This is a genomic window from Nocardia vaccinii NBRC 15922 (assembly GCF_001613305.1).
GTDB classification, from domain to species: Bacteria; Actinomycetota; Actinomycetes; order Mycobacteriales; family Mycobacteriaceae; genus Nocardia; species Nocardia vaccinii.
The window spans coordinates 176,543-197,411 of record NZ_BDCC01000035.1; the positions used below are offsets into that span (position 1 = coordinate 176,543).

24 protein-coding genes are annotated in these 20,869 nt (G+C 65.7%); 4 read left to right on the forward strand and 20 right to left on the reverse strand.

What is annotated here, in order from left to right:
• Positions 1–2: 2 nt before the first annotated feature.
• Together NV1_RS23605 and NV1_RS23610 are read right to left on the reverse strand one after the other, a co-directional pair.
• Positions 3–521 (reverse strand): YbaB/EbfC family nucleoid-associated protein, encoded by a 519-nt coding sequence (locus tag NV1_RS23605; RefSeq protein WP_067895209.1) that lies wholly within the window; start codon positions 519–521, stop codon positions 3–5.
• A 17-nt stretch (positions 522–538) separates the two neighbouring features.
• Entirely contained in the window at positions 539–862 is a 324-nt protein-coding gene (locus tag NV1_RS23610) for a WXG100 family type VII secretion target (RefSeq protein WP_084525690.1), read from the reverse strand.
• 161 nt (positions 863–1,023) lie between these two features.
• On the opposite strand from NV1_RS23610, the gene dtd reads away from it, so the two are divergent.
• On the forward strand, positions 1,024–1,467 hold the full coding sequence (dtd, locus tag NV1_RS23615) for a D-aminoacyl-tRNA deacylase (protein WP_067895467.1): 444 nt from the start codon (positions 1,024–1,026) through the stop codon (positions 1,465–1,467).
• A gap of 12 nt (positions 1,468–1,479) precedes the next feature.
• Here the strand turns inward: dtd and NV1_RS23620 are convergent, their stop codons facing one another.
• The 11 genes from NV1_RS23620 to NV1_RS23670 form a co-directional block, all read right to left on the reverse strand.
• Positions 1,480–2,271 carry a DUF6585 family protein gene (locus tag NV1_RS23620; RefSeq protein ID WP_157117288.1) on the reverse strand — a complete coding sequence of 264 codons (792 nt, stop codon included), beginning with the start codon at positions 2,269–2,271 and terminating at the stop codon, positions 1,480–1,482.
• A gap of 138 nt (positions 2,272–2,409) precedes the next feature.
• Positions 2,410–3,210, reverse strand: a complete 801-nt coding sequence (gene map / locus NV1_RS23625) for a type I methionyl aminopeptidase (protein ID WP_067895215.1) — start codon at positions 3,208–3,210, stop codon at positions 2,410–2,412.
• A 5-nt stretch (positions 3,211–3,215) separates the two neighbouring features.
• Positions 3,216–3,761: an adenylate kinase gene (locus NV1_RS23630; RefSeq protein ID WP_067895218.1), complete on the reverse strand. Its 546-nt coding sequence runs from the start codon at positions 3,759–3,761 to the stop codon at positions 3,216–3,218.
• Complete coding sequence (secY, locus tag NV1_RS23635; RefSeq protein WP_067895221.1) at positions 3,758–5,083, reverse strand: preprotein translocase subunit SecY; 1,326 nt, start codon at positions 5,081–5,083, stop codon at positions 3,758–3,760. The genes NV1_RS23630 and secY overlap by 4 nt, the downstream gene beginning before the upstream one ends.
• A 188-nt stretch (positions 5,084–5,271) precedes the next feature.
• Positions 5,272–5,718 (reverse strand): 50S ribosomal protein L15, encoded by a 447-nt coding sequence (gene rplO / locus NV1_RS23640; RefSeq protein WP_067895224.1) that lies wholly within the window; start codon positions 5,716–5,718, stop codon positions 5,272–5,274.
• Positions 5,715–5,900 (reverse strand): 50S ribosomal protein L30, encoded by a 186-nt coding sequence (gene rpmD, locus NV1_RS23645; protein ID WP_067667070.1) that lies wholly within the window; start codon positions 5,898–5,900, stop codon positions 5,715–5,717. The genes rplO and rpmD overlap by 4 nt, the downstream gene beginning before the upstream one ends.
• Before the next feature lie 2 nt (positions 5,901–5,902).
• Positions 5,903–6,550: a 30S ribosomal protein S5 gene (rpsE, locus tag NV1_RS23650; protein ID WP_067895226.1), complete on the reverse strand. Its 648-nt coding sequence runs from the start codon at positions 6,548–6,550 to the stop codon at positions 5,903–5,905.
• Between the two features lie 71 nt (positions 6,551–6,621).
• Positions 6,622–7,035, reverse strand: coding sequence for a 50S ribosomal protein L18 (gene rplR, locus NV1_RS23655; RefSeq protein WP_067895230.1), 414 nt, complete (start codon positions 7,033–7,035; stop codon positions 6,622–6,624).
• Between the two features lie 3 nt (positions 7,036–7,038).
• A complete protein-coding gene (gene rplF / locus NV1_RS23660; RefSeq protein WP_067895233.1) occupies positions 7,039–7,578 on the reverse strand; it encodes a 50S ribosomal protein L6 in 540 nt (179 codons plus the stop codon).
• A 14-nt stretch (positions 7,579–7,592) separates the two neighbouring features.
• Positions 7,593–7,991: a 30S ribosomal protein S8 gene (gene rpsH, locus NV1_RS23665; RefSeq protein ID WP_067895236.1), complete on the reverse strand. Its 399-nt coding sequence runs from the start codon at positions 7,989–7,991 to the stop codon at positions 7,593–7,595.
• 459 nt (positions 7,992–8,450) lie between these two features.
• Positions 8,451–9,131: a TetR/AcrR family transcriptional regulator gene (locus NV1_RS23670; protein ID WP_067895239.1), complete on the reverse strand. Its 681-nt coding sequence runs from the start codon at positions 9,129–9,131 to the stop codon at positions 8,451–8,453.
• A 114-nt stretch (positions 9,132–9,245) separates the two neighbouring features.
• Between NV1_RS23670 and NV1_RS23675 the strand changes: the two genes are divergently transcribed.
• Positions 9,246–10,157 (forward strand): SDR family NAD(P)-dependent oxidoreductase, encoded by a 912-nt coding sequence (locus NV1_RS23675; RefSeq protein ID WP_067895471.1) that lies wholly within the window; start codon positions 9,246–9,248, stop codon positions 10,155–10,157.
• Positions 10,158–10,224: 67 nt separating this feature from the next.
• Here NV1_RS23675 and NV1_RS23680 read toward each other — a convergent pair whose 3' ends face one another.
• From NV1_RS23680 to rplN, 5 genes are all read right to left on the reverse strand, one after another.
• Complete coding sequence (locus NV1_RS23680; RefSeq protein WP_084525716.1) at positions 10,225–12,150, reverse strand: serine/threonine-protein kinase; 1,926 nt, start codon at positions 12,148–12,150, stop codon at positions 10,225–10,227.
• A gap of 353 nt (positions 12,151–12,503) precedes the next feature.
• Complete coding sequence (locus NV1_RS23685; protein WP_040818507.1) at positions 12,504–12,689, reverse strand: type Z 30S ribosomal protein S14; 186 nt, start codon at positions 12,687–12,689, stop codon at positions 12,504–12,506.
• Between the two features lie 4 nt (positions 12,690–12,693).
• Positions 12,694–13,284 (reverse strand): 50S ribosomal protein L5, encoded by a 591-nt coding sequence (gene rplE, locus NV1_RS23690; RefSeq protein ID WP_067895244.1) that lies wholly within the window; start codon positions 13,282–13,284, stop codon positions 12,694–12,696.
• Positions 13,284–13,598 (reverse strand): 50S ribosomal protein L24, encoded by a 315-nt coding sequence (gene rplX / locus NV1_RS23695; RefSeq protein WP_040818503.1) that lies wholly within the window; start codon positions 13,596–13,598, stop codon positions 13,284–13,286. Before rplX ends, rplE begins: the two co-directional genes overlap by 1 nt.
• A gap of 1 nt (position 13,599) precedes the next feature.
• The gene (gene rplN / locus NV1_RS23700; protein ID WP_067895247.1) at positions 13,600–13,968 is read right to left on the reverse strand and encodes a 50S ribosomal protein L14; all 369 of its coding nucleotides are present in this window, start codon (positions 13,966–13,968) and stop codon (positions 13,600–13,602) included.
• 310 nt (positions 13,969–14,278) lie between these two features.
• Here rplN and NV1_RS23705 point away from each other — a divergent pair, with 310 nt between their 5' ends.
• Both NV1_RS23705 and NV1_RS23710 read left to right on the forward strand, forming a co-directional pair.
• Positions 14,279–16,312 carry a M13 family metallopeptidase gene (locus tag NV1_RS23705; RefSeq protein ID WP_245713881.1) on the forward strand — a complete coding sequence of 678 codons (2,034 nt, stop codon included), beginning with the start codon at positions 14,279–14,281 and terminating at the stop codon, positions 16,310–16,312.
• A gap of 40 nt (positions 16,313–16,352) precedes the next feature.
• Positions 16,353–16,748: a hypothetical protein gene (locus NV1_RS23710; RefSeq protein ID WP_067895250.1), complete on the forward strand. Its 396-nt coding sequence runs from the start codon at positions 16,353–16,355 to the stop codon at positions 16,746–16,748.
• Between the two features lie 125 nt (positions 16,749–16,873).
• Here NV1_RS23710 and NV1_RS23715 read toward each other — a convergent pair whose 3' ends face one another.
• Together NV1_RS23715 and NV1_RS23720 are read right to left on the reverse strand one after the other, a co-directional pair.
• Complete coding sequence (locus tag NV1_RS23715; protein WP_157117293.1) at positions 16,874–17,185, reverse strand: hypothetical protein; 312 nt, start codon at positions 17,183–17,185, stop codon at positions 16,874–16,876.
• A gap of 28 nt (positions 17,186–17,213) precedes the next feature.
• Complete coding sequence (locus NV1_RS23720; RefSeq protein ID WP_157117295.1) at positions 17,214–20,651, reverse strand: WXG100-like domain-containing protein; 3,438 nt, start codon at positions 20,649–20,651, stop codon at positions 17,214–17,216.
• Positions 20,652–20,869 lie beyond the last annotated feature (218 nt).

Below are 20,869 nucleotides of genomic sequence, written 5' to 3' on the forward strand. Positions count from 1 at the left end.
GATCACCAACCGGCTTCCGTGGTCCGATGCTGCACTTCGTGATCGTGGTCGTGATCGTACGACTCCACGTCCGTGAACTGCATTTCGTCCGCGCCGGGTAGTGGGTTGCGATCGGCCGAATTCGGCGGTTTCAGTGAGGGTTTCGACGGCGTGGGCAACGCGCCGCGCAAATCGGGCATGCCCGCGACCAGGTCGGAGAGTTTCGGCAGCCGGGCCCGCTGACTCTGCAGCGGCGCCATCAGCTCCCGATTCTTCTCGGCCAGATCCTCGGCGGCGAGCTGCGCGGCCTCGGTGACCGCCTTGGCGATCGCCGAGAATCCGAGATTCTCGATACCCGGCCCGAACTTGGTCTCCACCACGATCCCGTCGGCATTCACACTGACCGTGACGCGTTTGTTGGAAACCGTTGCGGTACCGATCAATTGGATGCGCTGCTGCTGAATTCGGGCGACCGTGCGCAGTTGTTCCTGTGCGTCCTCGACGATCGATTCCAGCTCGGCTCTGTCGAACTCGTATGCCATCGGTCACCGACCCGGCGTCAATTATCGAAGGTGACGTATACGGCGGCCGTACCGTGCTCGGTGGTCTCGATCTTGTCGGCGCTCTGCGTCTGGCCCGTCGAGTAGCTGTCGAAGGTCTTCTCGAACTGCCCCGCACCGGTGATCATGTTCTTCTTCGCGGTCAGATAGCCCTTGTCGCCGTCGGCGAACTGGTGCCCCAGCGAATCGTCGCCCCAGGGCTCGCCACGCGCGGCCAGCGCCGACTGGAGGGTGGTGAGGACACTCCCGATCCGATCCCGCACTTCGCCGGTCTTGGTCGCCGCCTTGCGCAACTGCTCCGGATCGACCTTGACGGTCGTCATCGCGTGCCCCTCTCCTCGCGCTCTCACCTCTACGGTGCGCACCATCGACGATGGCAGCCGTCGGCGAATCGGCCGTTGCGCCGACATGAACGAGGAGTAGCCGAAATGCAAATCGGCACAGCCAAACTTGGGAATGCGACAGACCTGCGATGATGTGCGATGTGCGAATACTGGTGCAGCGCGTGAGTTCCGCGCAGGTGATCGTGGACGACGAGGTGGTCGGCCGGATCGACCCGGCCGCAGCGGGCGTGCCGCACGGTCTCGCGGCTCTGGTCGGGGTCACCCACACCGATTCCGAGACGACCGCGAAAACTCTGGCCGACAAGCTGTTCCGGTTACGAATCCTGGAAGGGGAACGTTCGGCCGCGGATCTGGGAGCTCCCATCCTGGTGGTCAGTCAGTTCACGCTCTACGCCGACACCACCAAGGGCCGCCGCCCGTCCTGGTCCGCCGCCGCACCCGGCCCGGTCGCCGAACCTCTGGTCGAGCTGTTCGCCGAAACTCTCCGCGCGCTCGGCGCCACCGTAGCCACCGGACGATTCGGCGCGCACATGCGGGTCGCGCTGGTCAACGACGGTCCGGTGACCCTGCTCCTGGAAGCCTGAACTGGGGACGGCTCACCCGGCCGCGCCGGCGACGGACGCCGCGTGCAACCGCTCGGCCAACGTCCGGAACATCATGTAATTCGGCACCAGGCACAACGGCAGCGATTCCAGCGGCTGCGCGCGCCCCCGTATCCGCACGCTCAGCCAGCCGCCGACCACGGCCAGATCATCGACCTGGGACCACGGCACCGATTCCGAACCCGTACCGAGTTCCGCCGCGGTCAGCCACAGCGGCGCGAAATCCAGCCGCTCCCCGGCGTCCAATGCCGCCTGGGCCGCCGGTAGCTGAGCCTGCAGGATGCCCTGTTCGATCTCCACGCCCCACTGCCGCGGACATTCGATGCCGTGCCGCAGCTCCACGGGCGCACCATCGGTGTCCACGATCGTGTAACGGTACGAAACATCCTCTGCCGCAGCATCTTTGGCCGCATGCACGATCTTGCGACGGACCGTCGTGCTGTCGTACCGGACCGCGCGGACCTGCCCCTCGCCCGAGGCGACCACACCGTGCTGGTACAGATCCAGCCGACTGTCGTGCCGCCGTACCGCGGCCAACCACCCCGTCTCCACCAGCAACCAGGCCCCGCCGGCCAGCAGCACCACGACGCCCAGGGCCCCCACGGGCGGCACACCGATGGCGAATCCGACCGCGGCGAGAACGATTCCGGCGGTGATCGCCACTGCTCCGGCCAGCGGCCGCCCGACGTCCGCGGGCCCCGGACGATACGTCCGCAGGTACCGCCCGAGCCCCGCGCGCTCGGCTGCCTCGCCGACCGCTTCGGTCACCCCCGAGTCACCGGTCACCCCCGAGTCACCGCGCGATGTCACCACGGATGGGTGCCCACCGAGAGCCCGATCCACACCTTTTCCGCACACAATTCACATCCGAACGACAACACACCCGCTCCGACCCGCGGACCCAGTGCAAGATGACGCTATCCGCTACTCGGGACGCAATGTCAGAATCCGCGGACCATCCTCCGTCACGGCCACGGTGTGTTCCCAGTGCGCCGCCCGGGTCCCATCGGTTGTCACGACGGTCCAATCGTCGCCGAGCACCTTGGTCTGCGTGGTGCCCAGCGTCAGCATCGGTTCGATCGCGAGTACCGATCCGACGACGAGTTTCGGCCCGCGACCCGGTGCGCCCTCGTTCGCCAGGAATGGGTCCATATGCATCTCCCGGCCGATGGCGTGCCCGCCGTATCCGTCCACGATGCCGTAGGACCGGCCGTGTTCGCGTTCGGCCGCCCGGGTACCGAGCTCGATCGCGTGCGAGACGTCCGTGAGCCGGTTGCCGGGCAGCATCGCCTCGATCCCGGCCTCCATGGACAGCCGGGTCGCATCGCTGAGCAGCCGATCGGGCTCGATGATCTCGCCGATGCCGAACGTCCACGCCGAATCGCCGTGCCAGCCGTCCAGGATCGCGCCGCAGTCGATCGACACCAGATCACCTTCGGCGAGGATCTCGTCCGCGGCCGGAATCCCGTGCACCACACGGTCGTTCACCGAGGAACAGATCGATCCCGGAAATCCGTGGTAGCCCTTGAAGGAGGGCACCGCACCCGCGTCGCGAATGGTCTGCTCGGCGACCTCGTCCAATTCCAGCGTGGAAACGCCCGGCTTCGCAGCCGCGCGCACCGCTACCAGGGCCCGGCCGACGACGGCTCCCGCCGCCGCCATCGCGTCGAGTTCACCGGACGTGCGGAACGGCACCACCTTCTTGTGCTTGCGGCCGAAGACCATCCGCGTCAGCGACCCAGGGCCTGCAGCACGCGCCCGTTGACCTCGTCGACCCCGCCGACGCCGTTCACGGTGACGACCAGGCCGTCGTAGTGCTCGAGCAGCGGCGCGGTCTCCGACTGGTACACGTGCATCCGGTTGCGGATGACCTCCTCGGTATCGTCCGAGCGGCCGCGACCGAGCATGCGGCCCACCACGACGTCTTCCGCGACCTCGAGGCTGACCACGGCGTTCAGCTCGTGTCCGGCCTCCTTGAGCATCTTCTCCAGCGCCTCGGCCTGATCGACCGTGCGCGGGTACCCGTCGAGTACGAAACCCTTCACCGCGTCCGGCTCGGAGATGCGGGATTCCACCATGCGGTTGGTGACATCGCTCGGCACCAGATTGCCCGCGTCGATATACCGCTGCGCCTCGCGACCGAGCGGCGTCTGCTGCGAGATGTTCGCACGGAAAAGGTTCCCCGTGGAGATGTGCGGCACACCCAACTTGTCCGACAGCAGTTCAGCTTGTGTGCCTTTACCGGCACCAGGCGGACCGAGCAGTACGAGTCTCACTTGAGGAACCCTTCGTAATTTCTGTTCATCAGTTGGCTCTCGATCTGTTTCACCGTGTCGAGGCCCACACTCACGACGATCAGCACCGACGTACCACCGAACGGCAGGTTGCTGGCCGCACCACCGCCGCCGCCGATATGCAGCAGCAGATTCGGCAACACGGCAACAGCACCCAGATAGATGGAACCGGGCAGGGTGATTCGGCTCAATACCCGAGTCAGATAGTCCGCGGTCGGCTTACCCGGACGATATCCCGGAATGAAGCCGCCGAACTTCTTCATCTCATCCGCGCGCTCCTCCGGACTGAAGGTGATCGCGACATAGAAGTAGGTGAAGAACACGATCAGTATGAAATAGATCGCGACATATACCGGATTACCCGGGTTCACCAGGTATTCCTGGATGATCTTCTGCCACCAGCTGCCCTGGCCGCCCGAGGAGCCCTGGGTCAGCTGCGCCACCAGATTCGGCAGATACAACAGCGAGGACGCGAAGATCACCGGGATGACACCGGCCTGATTGACCTTCAACGGCAGATAGGTCGACGAGCCGCCGTACATCTTCCGCCCGACGACACGTTTGGCGTATTGCACCGGAATCCGGCGTTGGCCCTGCTCGACGAAGATGACACCGACGACCACCACCAGCGCCGCCACGATGACCGCGCCGAAGATCAGACCGCCGCGACTGTCCAGAATTCCCTTGCCCTGGGAGGGCAACCGCGCGGCGATACCGGCGAAGATCAACAGCGACATGCCGTTTCCGATACCGCGATCGGTGATCTGCTCGCCGAACCACATCACCATCGAGGCGCCGGCGGTCATCACCAGCACGATGATGATCATGCCGAAAATGCTCTTGTCGGAAAGAATGTCCTGATCACACCCGCGCAGCAGCTGTTTGCGGGCGGCCAGCGCCACCAGGCCGGTGGCCTGCAGAATGGCCAGCGCCACAGCGAGATACCGGGTGTACTGCGTCATTTTGGTCTGGCCGGATTGGCCTTCTTTGTGCAGTTCCTCGAAGCGCGGAATGACGACCCGCAACAACTGGATGATGATGCTCGCGGTGATGTACGGCATGATGCCGATCGCGAACACCGAGAGCTGCAGCAGCGCACCACCGGAGAACAGGTTGATGAGCTGGTAGATGCCCGCGTCACCACCACCGCTGACGACGTCGACGCAGTGTTTGACAGCCTTGTAGTCCACACCGGGCGACGGCAGGGCGGCGCCGACGCGGTACAGCGCGATCAGGCCCAGCGTGAAGAGAATCTTCCGCCGTAGGTCCGGGGTCCGGAAAGCCGACACGAAGGCGGAAAACACAGATCCTCCTGGCTAACGACATGGTGGGTCATGCCCGGGTTTCGACAAGTCTTGGCAGACAACACTTGAACTCTAACAGCGGCGCCGGACGGGCTCTCACCCGTCCGGCGACCTGTGTAGTACTGCGACGTACGCGAGACATTCACGTGGTCATGAGCCACGCTACCGCCCCGCCGCACCGGTAACTGTCAGCCCAGCTCGGTGGCGGTGCCACCGGCCGCGGTGATCTTCTCCTTGGCCGAGCCGGAGAACTTGTCGGCGCTGACCTGAACGGCCACGGCGATCTCGCCCTGACCGAGGACCTTCACCAATTCGTTCTTGCGCACGGCGCCGGCGGCGACCAGTTCGGCCTTGCCGATCTCGCCACCCTGCGGGAACAGCCGGGCGATATCGCCGACGTTCACGACCTGGTACTCGACGCGGAACGGGTTGGTGAAGCCCTTGAGCTTCGGCAGCCGCATGTGCAGCGGCATCTGGCCACCCTCGAAACGGGCCGGGACGTTCTTGCGAGCCTTCGTACCCTTGGTACCGCGGCCCGCGGTCTTGCCCTTGGAGCCCTCACCGCGACCCACACGGGTCTTCTCGGTCTTCGAGCCCGGCGCCGGACGCAGGTGGTGGAGCTTGATCGGGGTCATGCGTTTACCTCCTCAACGGTAACGAGGTGGCGCACGACGTTGACCAGACCACGGTTCTGCGGGTTGTCCTCGCGGACCACGCTCTGCCGGATCTTGCGCAGGCCGAGGGTCCGCAGTGAATCTCGCTGGTTCGCCTTCGCGCCGATGGTGCTCTTGATCTGGGTGATCTTCAGCTGTGCCATGTCTAGACTCCCTGTCCCGCGCGCGCACGCAGCATGCCCGCAGGAGCCACATCCTCGAGCGGCAGACCGCGGCGGGCGGCCACCTCCTCGGGACGCTGCAGCATCTTCAGGGCCGCCACGGTGGCGTGCACGACGTTGATGGCGTTGTCGCTGCCGAGCGACTTGGCCAGGATGTCGTGGATACCGGCGCATTCCAGCACCGCACGCGCGGCGCCACCGGCGATCACACCGGTACCGGGCGAGGCCGGGCGCAGCATGACCACACCGGCGGCCGCTTCACCCTGCACCGGGTGGGTGATGGTGGAGCCGATCATCGGAACGCGGAAGAAGCCCTTGCGAGCCTCCTCGACGCCCTTCTGGATGGCCGCGGGAACTTCCTTGGCCTTGCCGTAGCCGACGCCGACCAGGCCGTTGCCGTCGCCCACGATCACCAGGGCGGTGAAGCTGAAGCGCCGACCACCCTTGACGACCTTGGACACGCGGTTGATCGCGACTACGCGCTCGAGCTGGTTCTTCTCGGCGGCGCTGTCGCGGCCACCGCGGTCACCGCGACGGTCACGACCGCCGCCACGCTCCTGGCGGCCGCCCTCGGGGCCGCTGTTCTGTCCGGCGGGTCCGTTGCCGCCGTCACGCCGTTGACGTCCCGGCATCAGACGTTCCTTCCGTTCATCGACAGCCGACTGATCCGCTGTGTCTTGTGAATGCTCCGCAAGCTACGCATTTAGAACTTCAACCCACCTTCGCGAGCGGCATCGGCCAGGGCGGCGATGCGGCCGTGGTAGTCGTGGCCACCACGGTCGAACACCGCGGCCTCCACGCCGGCGGCCTTCGCGCGGGCGGCGAGCAGCTCGCCGACCTTGCGGCCCTTGGCGGTCTTGTCGCCCTCGACGGCACGCACATCGGCCTCGACCGACGAGGCGGCGGCGATGGTCTTGCCGGCCGAATCGTCGACCAGCTGGGCGTGCAGATGCCGCGAGGAGCGGTTGACGACCAGACGCGGACGCTCGGTGGTGCCGGCGACCTTCTTGCGCAGCCGGAAGTGGCGACGGGCCTTGGCGGTACGCCGACGGGTCGACGAGTCCTTGCCGAGCGGCTTGCGTGCGGCCTTCTGAGCTTCGGTTTGTGTGTTGGCCATGGCTTACTTACCCGTCTTTCCGACCTTGCGGCGAACGACCTCACCGGCGTAGCGGATGCCCTTGCCCTTGTACGGGTCGGGCTTGCGCAGGCCGTGGATCACCGCGGCGATCTGGCCGACCTTCTGCTTGTCGATACCCGACACCGAGAACTTGGTGGGCGATTCCACCACGAAGGTGATGCCCTCGGGCGCCTCGATCGGAACCGGGTGGCTGTAGCCCAGGGCGAACTCCAGGTTCGAACCCTTGGCCTGGACGCGGTAACCGACGCCGAAGATTTCCATCTTCTTCTCGTAGCCCTTGGTGACACCCTCGATCATGTTCGCGACCAGGGTGCGGGTCAGGCCGTGCAGGGAGCGGTTACGGCGCTCGTCGTCCGGACGGACGACCTCGAGTTCACCGTTCTCCGCCTTGCTGATGACGATCGGCTCGGCGACGACGTGCGACAGGGTGCCCTTGGGCCCCTTGACCGCGACGTTCCGACCGTCGATGGTCACCTCGACGCCCGAGGGAACGGCAATGGGCTTCTTACCAATACGCGACATTGTCCTGGCCTCCCTTACCAGACGTAGGCGAGGACTTCGCCGCCCACGCCCTGCTGCTTGGCCTGACGGTCGGTCAGCAGGCCGGTCGACGTGGAGATGATGGCCACGCCGAGGCCGCCCAGGACCTTGGGCAGATTGGTCGACTTCGCGTACACACGCAGACCCGGCTTGGAGACGCGGCGCACGCCCTGCAGGCTGCGCTCGCGGCTGGGGCCGTACTTGAGGTCCACGATGAGGGTCTTGCCCACGTTCGCGTCCTCGGTCCGGTAGTCGGCGATGTAACCCTCGCGCTTGAGAATCTCGGCGATGTTCGCCTTGAGCTTCGAGTGCGGAGCCTTCACCTGATCGTGGTACGCCGAGTTGGCGTTGCGCAGACGGGTCAGGAAGTCTGCGATCGGATCTGTCATGGTCATAAGTGACCGCTAACCTTTCTCGCCACGGTTCCCATACAGCACCGGCACGCCGATGGTGGGCCTATGACAATTCGGCTGGTCCGGCCGACTCTCTGCCGACCGAATGAGTTACGTGTCATCCGGGCCCCACGCACACGAGAATGCACACAGACCTGCCCAGGCAACTGGACCAGTGTAGACAACCCCACTACCAGGACAAAATCAGGGTCGAACCACACATCAGCGATGCGGACCCAGCCTCCCAGGGGAAGGATGCTCGGACGAGCACTATACGAACCGTCCCGGCAGCTCCGTCCTCAATCTTCGAAGATCTCCTCGAGACCGCCCGCTGTCGACGGTGGTCTCGGTCTGAGCGACCGCCTCCGGCGATCGCTTCCGCGACGGTGCGATGGTCGCGATTGCCACGAATGTTGTTGGTCGACAATGGTTATCCTGGCCCATCTCGGTTTCGTCGAGGTCTTACGACTCGCGCGAGGCGTCCGAACGGGCGAGGGTGCCCGCGGCCAACGTGGCGAGAACGGATTCCAGGGTGGCGGGGCCGTCGAGGCGTAGGGCTGCCAGGGCGGGGTCGGCTTCCAGGGCGGCCAGGACGCTGGGGGATGGGCGGAAGTGGGCGCTCAGGGCGGCGGCCATGACGGCCGACATCGTGCAGAACATCCAGGCACATTCGCCGAATTCGGGTACCGCTGCGCGGGTGGCGTCGACCAGGGTCACCAGGGACGCGTAACCGGATCGCTTGTAGCGCAGGACGACTTCGGTCGAGACGTTGCGCTCGAGCACTCCGGGCTGGGCCGCGAACAGTTCGCACACGACCGGGCGATCCTGCAGCGAACGAGCGAAGACGGCGGCGAGCCGGTCGCCTCGTTCGGCAGCCGGCAGTCGCGGATCGATCGCGGACAACCGCGCCGAGATCTCCTCGACGCATTCGCGCAATCCTCGATCCAGTAGCTCCAGCAGGATCTCTTCACGAGATTCGAAGTAGCGCAACACATTCGACTTCGCGAGACAGACCCGGCGACTGAGCTCGTTCAGGCTCAGATCGGCCACCGGCATCTGGTCGAGCATCGCGGCGGCCGCGTCCAGGATCGCGCGGCGGCGCATCTCTCGCTGCTCGGCACTGCGCGCCCTCTGAAATCCCACGTCGTCATATTACAGACCGCCGGTCTATTGACAACAGACCGTCGGTCTCTTAGCGTCGACACCACAAAAGACCGCCGGTCTGTAATGCCGGTGGACCCGAGAACGGAGGAACTCATGAGCAAGTGGTCCGAGAGCGACATTCCAGTACAGGACGGCCGGGTAGCGGTCGTCACCGGCGCCAATACGGGGCTGGGTTTCGAGACCGCGCGGGCACTGGCGGCCCGGGGAGCCGCGGTGACGCTCGCGGTTCGGGACGTGGAGAAGGGCAAGCAGGCGACCGCCCGAATCGCCGACACGGTGCCGGGCGCACGCCTGAGCGTGCAGCACCTCGATCTGACCTCGCTGGAGTCCGTGCGCACGGCCGCGGACGAACTCCGCGCGGCCCACCCGAGGATCGATCTGCTGATCAACAACGCGGGCGTGATGCACACCCCGCGCCAGACCACCCGGGACGGTTTCGAGCTGCAGTTCGGCACCAACCACCTGGGCCATTTCGCGCTGACCGGCCTGCTTCTGGATCGGATGCTGGAGGTTCCGGGGTCGCGCGTGGTGACGGTCAGCAGTGTCGGCCACCGCATCCGCGCCGCAATACATTTCGACGATCTGCAGTGGGAGCGTTCCTACAGCCGGATCGGCGCCTACGGCCAGTCCAAACTGGCGAACCTGATGTTCAGCTACGAACTTCAGCGCCGTCTCGCCGGACACGGCGCGACCATCGCGGTCGCGGCGCATCCGGGCGCCGCCGACACGGACCTGATCCGCAACCTTCCCGCGCCGCTTCGCCGACTCGCGCCGCTGGTGGTACCGCTGATCACGCAGAACGCCGCGATGGGCGCCCTGCCCAGCCTGCGCGCGGCCACCGACCCGAGCGTGCTCGGCGGTCAGTACTACGGCCCGGACGGCAGAACCGAGAGCCGGGGACATCCCCGACTGGTCACCTCCAGCGCCCAGTCCTACGACCTTGGCATCCAGCAGCGGTTGTGGAACGTCTCCGAAGAACTGACCGGTGTGAGCTTCCCGGTGTGACCGCTCGTTACGGCATCGAAATCGACTGTGCGAGCGAACCTCTGGCGTCGGCATCGAAGACAGCGAGTCACGGATGCACACCGAGCGACCGGACCGGCTGCATGTCGACCGTGGCGTGACTGGTCGCGGGGCACGGGGCGGTTTTTTCGCGCGACCAGGTGCCGGTGAAGGAGTCCACGGAACCCGGGCCGGCATCGGACCGGACCAGGTTCCAACTGAAAGTCGCGCTGGAGTACGGCTCGTTCGCGTCGCCGGAGCAGGGATACGGAGAGTTGTAGGCGGCGCGCCACGCTCCGCCCCCGAAGACGAGCAACGGCGCGAAGACGGCGCGCGGATCCGTGCTGGGATCCGTGCGCGGGTCCGACTGGGTCGTGGCGGCGCAACGATCGCCGGTGCGCAGGCAGATGGTGTCGTATCGCTGCCGAATCTTGTCCGGCGGAGGGGGGTTCGGGGCTTCGGGACTCGGACTGTAGGTGACGGTCACGTCGTAGTCCCCGTTGATCGCCGTCGCCGGTGGATCGACGGGAGCGCGGATGGTATCGGGCGCGACGACGTGGACGCTCGGCTCGATATTGCCGATGCGAGAGAGGGTCATCCCGTCTTCGACGGTATACGCACACGGCCCGCCGACGTAGCCGAAGTACCTTCCGCTCCACTGCGAGCCTTCCGATCGGAACACCGCCCGCTGCCACAGCTGAATGCTCTGGGGCGCATGAGTGATCGGGCTGACACAATCGCTGTCGACGGAGGGGGGCGCCTCTCTGGTGACCACCCACGCGCCGTCGCGGTAGTCCGCGACGAACTGGCTCGGGTCGTTCCCCGGAACGTCCGGGCGCTCGCTGGTGATCGAGGCTACGCACTGATCGCTGTGCGGCAGGCAGCGCGAGCGGACCGACCAGACCCGAGTATCGGTGGCGGCTTCGACCGGCTTCCCGTTCTCGGTACGGTGCGTATAAGTGACCGCGTACCTGCCGTCGAAGGCCAGTGCGGGGGCGGGCGGGCGGGCCAGCCGCCACATCCCCACCACCGCCACCGCGACGATCAGCACGGCGACCGCGACCATGATCGCCCGGACGGACAGCCGGTTCCGCTGCCATCCGAATCGCTTGCGCCACAGTTGATTCGGATGAACAGAGGTTATTGCCGGATTCGGTGGCGACGCCGGGCTCGTCGTCGGGGTATCGGTGAGGGCATCGGCGGCGGCGATCGCCAGCTCCCCGGCGCTCGGGTAGCGATCGTCCGGATTCTTCGCCAGGCCGCGGGCGACGACGCGGTCGAACCCGCCGGGCAGATCGACTCGCTCGAGGCTCGGTGCTGGCGGGTCGGCGGTCAGATGTGCCGCGATCTGTTGTTCCGCGCTGTCGCCCGGATAAGGCGGTGCACCAGTGAGACATTCGAACAACACGCAGGTCAGGGCGTATACATCCGATCGGCCGTCGACGACTCCGGTGGTGAATCGCTCCGGAGCCATGTAGGCCAGGGTGCCGATCATCGTGCCGACGCCGGTCAGCCTGGTGTCTTCGGCCGAATAACAGATGCCGAAGTCGATCAGATATACGAAACCGCTGTCGGTGATCAGCAGATTCGACGGTTTGACGTCGCGGTGTACCAGCCCTCGAGCGTGCGCCGCATCCAACGCCGCCGCGGCTTGCGTGATCACGGCGACCGCCTGTCGTGGCGACATCGCCCCGTCGCGGCTGAGCAGGGTTCTGGCATCGACGCCGTCGATCAGCCGCATATCCAGGTAGAGACGGCCATCGATTTCGCCGTAGCAGTGGATCGGGACCACATGCGGCTCCCGCAGCTGGGCGGTGTCGTGCGCCTCGCGCCGGAATCGTTCCCGGAAAGCCGGATCCGCCGCGCACTGTGCGGGTAGTACCTTGACGGCCACGACCCGATCGGTGGCGATATCGTAGGCCCGCCAAACCTGGCCCATACCGCCCTCACCGATCAGCTCTTGCAGCTGGTAGTGGCCGAACACCTCAGCGTTCACCGACCACCTCCCGCGCTGATGGTTCACCTTCGCCGCGAGAAACCATGTCGTGAAACGGTCGCTCATCGATGATATCGCCCCGGCATACGTCGGAGTCGCGCGCCGATGAAAATGAGGAAGCCCTGACACAGCGCATTACGCCACGTCAGGGCTACTGTCACCGACACCGGCCGTCGGTTCAAGGTTATCTCGCAACCGTGAACGAGGGACGTTCATGTTCGAGATTTGCCGTCGCTCGGGCGCGAAGGCGAAGTCTTCCTCAACGCGAGAAAGGGGTACGGACTCGGCCGAGTCCGTACCCTTCTCGATTCGATTGTTGCGCTCAGCGCGTGCGCTGCCTCAGCAGCGCGAGCTCACCAGGAGCTCTTGTGCACGCCCGGCAGCTCGCCGCGGTGCGCCATTTCGCGCAGGCACACGCGGCACAGGCCGAACTTGCGGTAGACCGCGTGCGGGCGGCCGCAACGCTGGCAGCGGGTGTAGGCGCGAACGGCGAACTTCGGCGTGGCCGCGGCCTTGATCTTCAGAGCTTTCTTAGCCATGTGCTCAGTTCTCCTTGAACGGGAAGCCGAGGTGCTTGAGCAGTGCGCGACCCTCGTCGTTGTTGGTCGCGGTGGTCACCACGGTGATGTCCATACCACGCGGGCGATCGATGCTGTCCACGTCGATCTCGTGGAACATCGACTGCTCGCTCAGGCCGAACGTGTAGTTGCCGTGGCCGTCGAACTGCTTGGGCGACAGACCACGGAAGTCCCGGATACGGGGCAGCGCGATGGACACCAGACGGTCCAGGAACTCCCACATCCGGTCGCCGCGCAGGGTGACCTTCGCGCCGATCGGCATGCCCTCACGCAGCTTGAACTGCGCGATCGACTTGGTGGCCTTGCGGATCTCGGGCTTCTGGCCGGTGATCAGCGTCAGGTCGTTGACCGCGCCGTTGATCAGCTTCGCGTCGCGAGCGGCGTCACCGACACCCATGTTCACCACGACCTTCACCACGCCGGGGATCTGCATGACGTTGGCGTAGCCGAATTCCTTGTTCAGCTCGTCCCGGATCTCCTCGCGGTACCGGACCTTCAGGCGGGGCACGGGAGCGGAGCTCCCCGATGTCACAGCCTGGTTTTCCGTTGTCGTCATCAGATGTCCTTCCCGTTGCGACGGGAGATGCGCACCCGCTTGCCGTTCTCGTCGGTGCGGTAGCCCACGCGGGTCGGCTTGCCGTCGGAGTCGACGACCATCACGTTCGAGACGTGGATGGGCGCTTCCTGGGTGACGATGCCGCCGGAGCTGGCGCCACGCTGGTTCGCGGAGTTCGCGACATGCTTCTTGATCCGGTTCACGCCCTCGACCAGGACCTTCTCGGTTGCCGGGTAGGCCTGGATGACCTTGCCCTTGGCGCCCTTGTCCTTACCCGAGACGACGATGACGGTATCGCCCTTGTGCACCTTCATGTCAGAGCACCTCCGGGGCCAGCGAGACGATCTTCATGAACTTCTTCTCACGCAGCTCGCGGCCGACAGGGCCGAAGATGCGGGTGCCGCGCGGATCGTTGTCCGCCTTGATCAGCACCGCGGCGTTCTCGTCGAAACGGATGTACGAGCCATCCGGACGACGACGCTCCTTGACGGTGCGCACGATGACAGCCTTGACGACCTCACCCTTTTTGACGTTGCCGCCGGGGATGGCGTCCTTCACGGTGGCGACGATCACATCGCCGATACCGGCATAGCGACGCGACGAGCCACCGAGCACGCGGATGCACAAGATCTCCTTGGCACCCGTGTTGTCGGCGACGCGCAGTCGCGACTCCTGCTGAATCACTTCAGCTCCTCCTAGACCTGGACGAAATGCACGCCGGATTGCCGACCCGACGGGCATGGTCAGTTGCCCCTCAAACGCGCGCCTGCCAGCGGTTATACGAGGATCCAGAGATCAACCACTGTGGGTTCGCGGCCGAAGTGCGGGCACAGCTGCCCCGCAAGCAACCGGATCAGTGTAGCCAAGGCGCAGGTCGAGCCCAAATCAGGGTTGCCGATCGCGTCGTTCACCCGACTCTCAGGCAACTCGAGTAGCCTCGGGCCGAACTACGATCAACCGCTTTCGCCACACTGTAGTCGGGGAAGGATCTTCCGTGAGCTCGTCGCGCCGTCCGGTCCAGCTGGATCGTCGTTCGTTCCTGGCCGTACTCGGTGCCGTACCGGTGGCCGCGACCCTGGCCGCCTGCAACGGCAACGATTCCGCCACGAAACCGCCCGCCGGACCGGATATGTCGGGCGCGGATCAGGCCATCCGCCCACAGGACGATCTGTACCGGCACGTCAACGGCACGTGGTTGCGCACATATCAATTGCCGCCGGACAAGACGAGCTTCGGCACCTTCACCGAGGTGTCGGACCGGATCGAGGGGCAGTTGAAGGAGGTCATCGCCGGGATCGAGAATCCGAAGGACGGCACCCCGGAACAGCAGATCCGCGATCTGTACGACGCGCGCATGGATGAGGCGACCCTGGACAAGCTCGGCCTGACCCCGTTGTCCGGACTTTTCGCCCAGATCGACGGCGCGGCAACGAAACCCGATCTGGCCAAGGTGATGGGCGCGCTGCCGCTGGGCGGGCTGATCGGACTCGGCATCACCGTCGACCAGAAGAATTCCAACGCCTATCTGCCCTCGATCGGCCAGTCCGGTCTGGGCATGAGCGAGCAGTACTACAGCAAACCCCAATACGCACAGTACCTTTCGGCCTATTCGACCCTGTTGCAGAAGCTGGCCGCCGGTGGCGGGCTGCCCGATCCCGACGGCGCGGCACAGCGCGTGCTCGATCTGGAGAAGCGGATCGCCATGGCCTTCTGGGACAACGTGCGGACCCGGGACAGCGATGCCACCTACAACCTGAAGTCCTGGGACGAGGTCAAGGCGCTGGCTCCCGAATTCGATTGGGAGCCTTGGCTTTCCGGAAGCACAGACCGACCGCAGGAACTGTTCGCGAAGATCGTCGTGGCCGAACCCTCCTTCGTCACCAGTGCCGGGCAGATCTGGGCCGGCACCGATATCGCGATCTGGCGGGATTATCTGAAGCTGGCCCTGCTGCGCAGCTACGCCAAGTACATGACCAAGGCGCTCTCGGATGCCAACTTCGACTACGTGAAGGCCACCGCGGGCATCCAGCAGCGACCCGAACTGTGGAAGTCCGCGGTCGGCGTGGTCGACGCCAACCTGGGCGAAGTGCTCGGAAAACTGTACGTGGCCAAGTACTTTCCCGCCGAGGCGAAGGATCGCGCCAAGCAACTGGTGGACAATCTGCTCGCCGCCTATCGGCAGAATTTCCGCAACTCCAGCTGGATGTCCCCGCCCACGCGCGATGCCGCCATCGCCAAACTGGGCAAGATAACGGTCAAGATCGGCTATCCGGACAAGTGGGTGGACTATTCGAAGGTGAAGGTCACCCGCGGCAAACTCGTCGAATCCCTGCTGGCCATCTCGGCTTTCGAGTCCAGGCGTGCGATGAACAAACTCGGCACGCCGGTCGACAAGACCGAATGGGGTATGACACCGCAGACGGTGAACGCCTACTACGACGTGACCTCCAACTCGATCAACTTCCCCGCCGCGATCCTGCAGGCGCCGTTCTTCGACAAGGACGCCGAGGCGGCGGTCAACTACGGCGCGATCGGCGCGGTCATCGGCCACGAGATCGGCCACGGCTTCGACGATCAGGGCTCCAAGTACGACGGCGACGGCAACCGCAAGGACTGGTGGACCGCGCAGGATGAGGCCGCGTTCGCCGCCAAGACCAAACAGCTCATCGCCCAGTACGACGGCCTGGTCCCCGAGGGCCTGCCGCCGACCGAGCACGTCAACGGCTCGCTCACGGTCGGTGAGAACCTCGCCGACCTGCGCGGACTGATGATCTCACTGTCCGCCTTCCGCATCGACCTGAAGACCGACAACCCGAACTACACCGGTATGTTCCTGGCCTGGGGCCGCAACTGGCGCGAGAAGCAGACCCCCCAGTCCACCCAGTCGCTGCTGGCCACCGACCCCCACTCCCCCAACGAGTTCCGCTGCAACCAGGTCGTCCGCAACCTGCCGGAGTTCTACCGGACGTTCGGCGTCAAAGCGGGCGATAAACTGTTCCTCGCCCCGGACCAGCGAGTGAACCTCTGACGTCCGGATTCGAAAGCCCATCGGAGGGGATGACATACGGATGAGCGAGCCGACCGACGACGCGACCCCACCGCCCCCACGCCTGGCCCGCGTCTACGACGGCCGCGACCCGAACGGCCGCCCAGTCGTCGACCGCGACCCGCTGGACCCCGCACTGACCGAGGCGCTGCTCACCTACCTCGAGTCCGCTCCCATCGTCCTGGCCGCCCGCAGCCTCGACGTGGACGAGTTCGCCCCCGCCGACCGCGACGTCCCGTTGAACTACCGCACCGACGGCACCTGGATCTGGGCCGGCTCTGTCCCCCACTACCTCCGCAAACACGGGCTGGCTCCGGAACCGAAGCTGGTGCGGCACATTCAGGCGCGCGACTTTCGACTCGGTCCTGTCGACCAGGTGACGAAAGAGCGTGCGGTATCGGTGATCGTCGGTCCGTGAAGTCGGCGGCTGTCGTGACAGCTTGCGATCGGTTCCGGTCGTACATCCCGTAGTTGACGACAGGGCGGGCGATGTCGGTGATCACGAGTCCGCGCCACCGACATCGCGCCACGGTACATGGACAGTCAGTCCGCGTAGGAGAAATGCGCGACCATCGTCCACTGCCCCTGAGCATCCTTCACGTACTCGTAGGTCACGTCGGTGAATCCTGTGGATGCGCGTTCGTGAGCGGTCACCATATCGGCGATGGCCTGAATCAGCTCTCCGGGTGGAATTATTGCCGATTGAGTATCGGAGGCCAGCGAAACCCCGATCCGCTTATCGTGAAGTTCGACTTTCAAAGCAGCGCGAGAATCTTCCTCGTACATCTCACGTAGGACCTGCTGACCGATTGCAGCGTCGAAGGCTTTTTGCTGTTCGGGGGGTACTGCCGACATCTCACTCCATTCCAGAAACCAACTTGTTTCAGCGGCCCAAATAGTTGCGGTGTAGCGGGTATGCGAGCCCTTCCTGACCTTTTACGGACGGATTATCGAGTACGACTCCGAACTCCGGAATCTCGTCTCCATCGGCATCGTACAGCCTGAACTCGGTATAGTTCACCCGGCCGTTAGCATCCCTGTCCAGGATCTCCGCCCTGGCAAACATACCCGGATGCTCCTCCACAAAACGGTTGCACGCATTCTCCCAGACCTTCTTGGCGGATACGTTCGAGTTGCCATGCTGAGCGATGATGTTCTCCGAGACGTTGACGTCCTTGTAATTCTTCACGCCCGCCTCCGGAATCAGATGACCACGATGATCGACGCCTGTGATCCACCCCACCGGGTGATCGAGGTGTGAGACCCCGTGTTTCTTGTAATTTGCCGGCACTTCCATCCTGGCAACAGCCACCTTGGTTCTATCGTTCTCATCGACCACATAGGTGGCATCACCGAGATCGACACGCTTGCCGACATCTGGCAGCAGCAGCCTTCGATCGAATTCGGATTCGGATTCGGATTCGGATTCCGTCGAATCCGAATCTCGTTTCACTGCCGAGTCCGGGTCCAGCGGGCGTTTGGCTTCCTCGGGCGTCCCCGGGACGAAGCCGTCCTCGCCGGCGGGTGTCTTGGTGCCGTCGGGGTGGGTGGTGTGCCATTCGCCGTCCGGGGGGATGTGGGGGCGGGGGTTGCCATTGTCGTCTTTTTCGGAGGTGCTGCTGTAGACGCGGCCGTTCTCGTCGGACCATGCCTTTTCGGTGGGGGCGAGAACATCGGTGTCGAGGTGGTTGGCCAGGCGGTTGGCGAAGCCGTTCTCCGATGCGTCGCAGCCGATCATGCGGATGGGCTTCTCGCCGTCCCAACCGTGCTCACGCAGCATGTCGCCGAATTCCTCCGGCGTGTAACGGTGTTCGCCGATTCGGAGGTAGCCGTCGGCGGTGACGTGGGCATCTACGGTGAAGTAGCGGTCGTCGGCGGGGACGCGAGCGGCCAGCCTGCTCAGCTCGGGATCTTGCGCGTGCAACGAGAGGCCGGCGTCGGTCGGCTCGGCATGGTCGCGGAATGCGTCCTCGATGCTCGGGCGCTCGGGCGACACGGATTCGTCCGGATGCGGCGAGCCGTCTTCGTGATGATCCTGATCTGTCGAATCACGCTGCGGCTCTTGCCGTTCGTGATCGCCGGGGCGAGTAGGCGGTTCGTCGTGCTCGCCGGTGCGGTGTTCCTCCGGGGTGCGGTCGGACGGGTGGAGTCCATCCTCGCCGGGGTGGGAATTCTCCGGCAGACCGGCACGGGTGCCAGGATCGTCGCCGGGAGGTCCCGGGGGACGGGTTCCGTTGTCGCCGTTGGGATTTTGCTCATTCGGATGGGGGCCGTCGTCGTCACCGCGGGCGCGGGCGCCGACGAGTTCGCGCGGGTGGTCGGCACTACCCGCACGGTCCGTACGGCTGGAATCGCCCGCCCTGGGGCCGGATTCGCCCGGACGAGAGCTGGATTCGCCCCCGCGTGGGCCGCGTTCGACGCCCGTGCTGCGCGCCCGGATCGGCGAGGAGGATTCGGGGCGGTCGCCGATGCGGCTCGCCGGTCGTTCCGGATCGCCCGGACGCTGAACGTTGTCGGCCAGACCGGCACGCGTCGACGGCTCCGGCGGAGCGGGAGTGTCGTGAATGCCCGAGATATCGTCCGGCACAACCAGTTCCGGTTCGTCCGCAGACCGCGCCCCGGCGACCGAAACATCCTCGGCACGCGGAGCTTCCGAGACCGGCCGATCGAGCGAGGCGCTGAACGGCTTGTCCGCGGACAGGGAATCGGCAGTCGAGGGATCCGGCGCCGGCCGCGGCTCGGACGACTCGGCACTGCCCGCCACCGGGCGATCGGCCGGTGTGGTCGTGGATTCGCCCCGCGCCGGGGTGGTTTCGGAATGGGTGGGCCGGTAGGCGCTCGAGCCGTCCCCGGTCGCCTGTGGACGCGGACTCGATCCCGCCGCACGCACACCATCGCCCGCCGAACCTGCCGAACGCGCCGAGACCGGCGACTCCGGCCGCGCGACATTGTCCGCACGCGCGCCCGAATGATCCCCTCCCGTAGTGAAATTCGCTCCCTCGGCACGCGGTTCGGCATCATGCGATCGGAGCGGATGAGACTCGGCCGAATGCGATTCCGGACGCGCCCCGTCCGAACCGGTCGAATGACCCTGCTGCCCGGTGTCGGACGGCGTCTCGTCGGCGGGACGCGAATCCGGCGGTCGATCATGCTCGGAGGATGCCGAATCATTCTGCGCGCCGGGTTTTTCCGAGCTGTGTTCCGATCCGGTCGGCTGCGTCGAATCGGACGCCTGAGTGTCGTGCTGCTGGGCGAGGCCCGAGTCCTGCTCGCTCGAGGACGGCGAATGCTCATTCGCGACGCTCCCGGCCGGCTCGACATGCGGCGAACCGCCATCCTGGCCGTCCGAGGGAACGGACACCCGCTCCGGAGGCGCACCGCCCTCGTCGAGATTCACCCGGGTATGGGGCGCGGTGCCGTCCTCGATCGGACCGTGATCTCCGCCCAGGGAGCCGTGCGCTCCCCAGAACGCGCCCGCGACCAGCGCGCTCGGATCCATCTGCCACTGCCCCGTGTACGCCATGTCGACCAGCCCGCTGGCCAGCGTCCCGGTCACCCCGCCGGTGATGCCCGACACCAGGCCCCTGAACATCCCGCTGCTCAGGTTCCGCATCCACCCCTGCATGAGCCCACCGGCGAAACCGCCCGTCAGGCCACCCGCCAAACCCTCGACGGCGGTCTTCCCCACATCGCCCCAGTGGATGCCGTCCTGATGACCGCTCTGTACCTTCGCCTCTTGATTGGCCAGATTCACACCGGCGGGAATGGCCGCGTCCAGCACCAGGTGCAGCAGGATCCGTTGCCACTGGTTCTTCAACGTCGTGAGCAGGACGTCCTTCAGCCCGTTCTCAGCGATGGCCTTCAGTAACTGCCGCATGGCCAGCCGCGCGCCGACCCGGGATATCGCGATCGTGGCCGCCTGTTCCGCGGGCGCGGTCGGCGGAAACGCCTCCTCGGCCAGCAGTGCGGCCGCCGTCGTCAACAGCAGCGTCTCGAACTGGATCTTCCCGCCCTCGATCGAGTCGCCGGTGGACTGGGCGCTGTCGCCGACGTGGTTGAACCAGGAGACCAGCTGGTCGATGGACTGCGGACCCGAACGCATGGACTGCAGCTGCTTGATCATCGCGTCGCCGCCGGAACCTTCGGGATACGCGGCCTGCACCGCGCCGATGGCCGCGTCGATATCGCCGTCGATGTCGGCGAGCGATTTCGCCGCGTCGTGCCAATCGTCGGCGAGGTCCCACATCTTGTTCTCGTCGCCGTCGGGCCACTCCAGCCCCAGCCACGTGAGGAGGTACTCGAGGCCGGACGGCTTGTCCATGCCGCCTATGACGACCACCCGCCGGCGCGGTTACTCCGGTTCACCGAATGTCCCCCTCCCGATGGAGCGCACCGAGCCGGTCGGCGAAACCGGAAGATGCCGCATCCACTCCACATGGCTCATCCGACCCGATCCGGGCACGGACTTCCCGGTCCGCCGACCCTTGCAGCACCGGTATTCGTCACGGTGACACACAGCGGGCGCGACCGCAAGCCCCG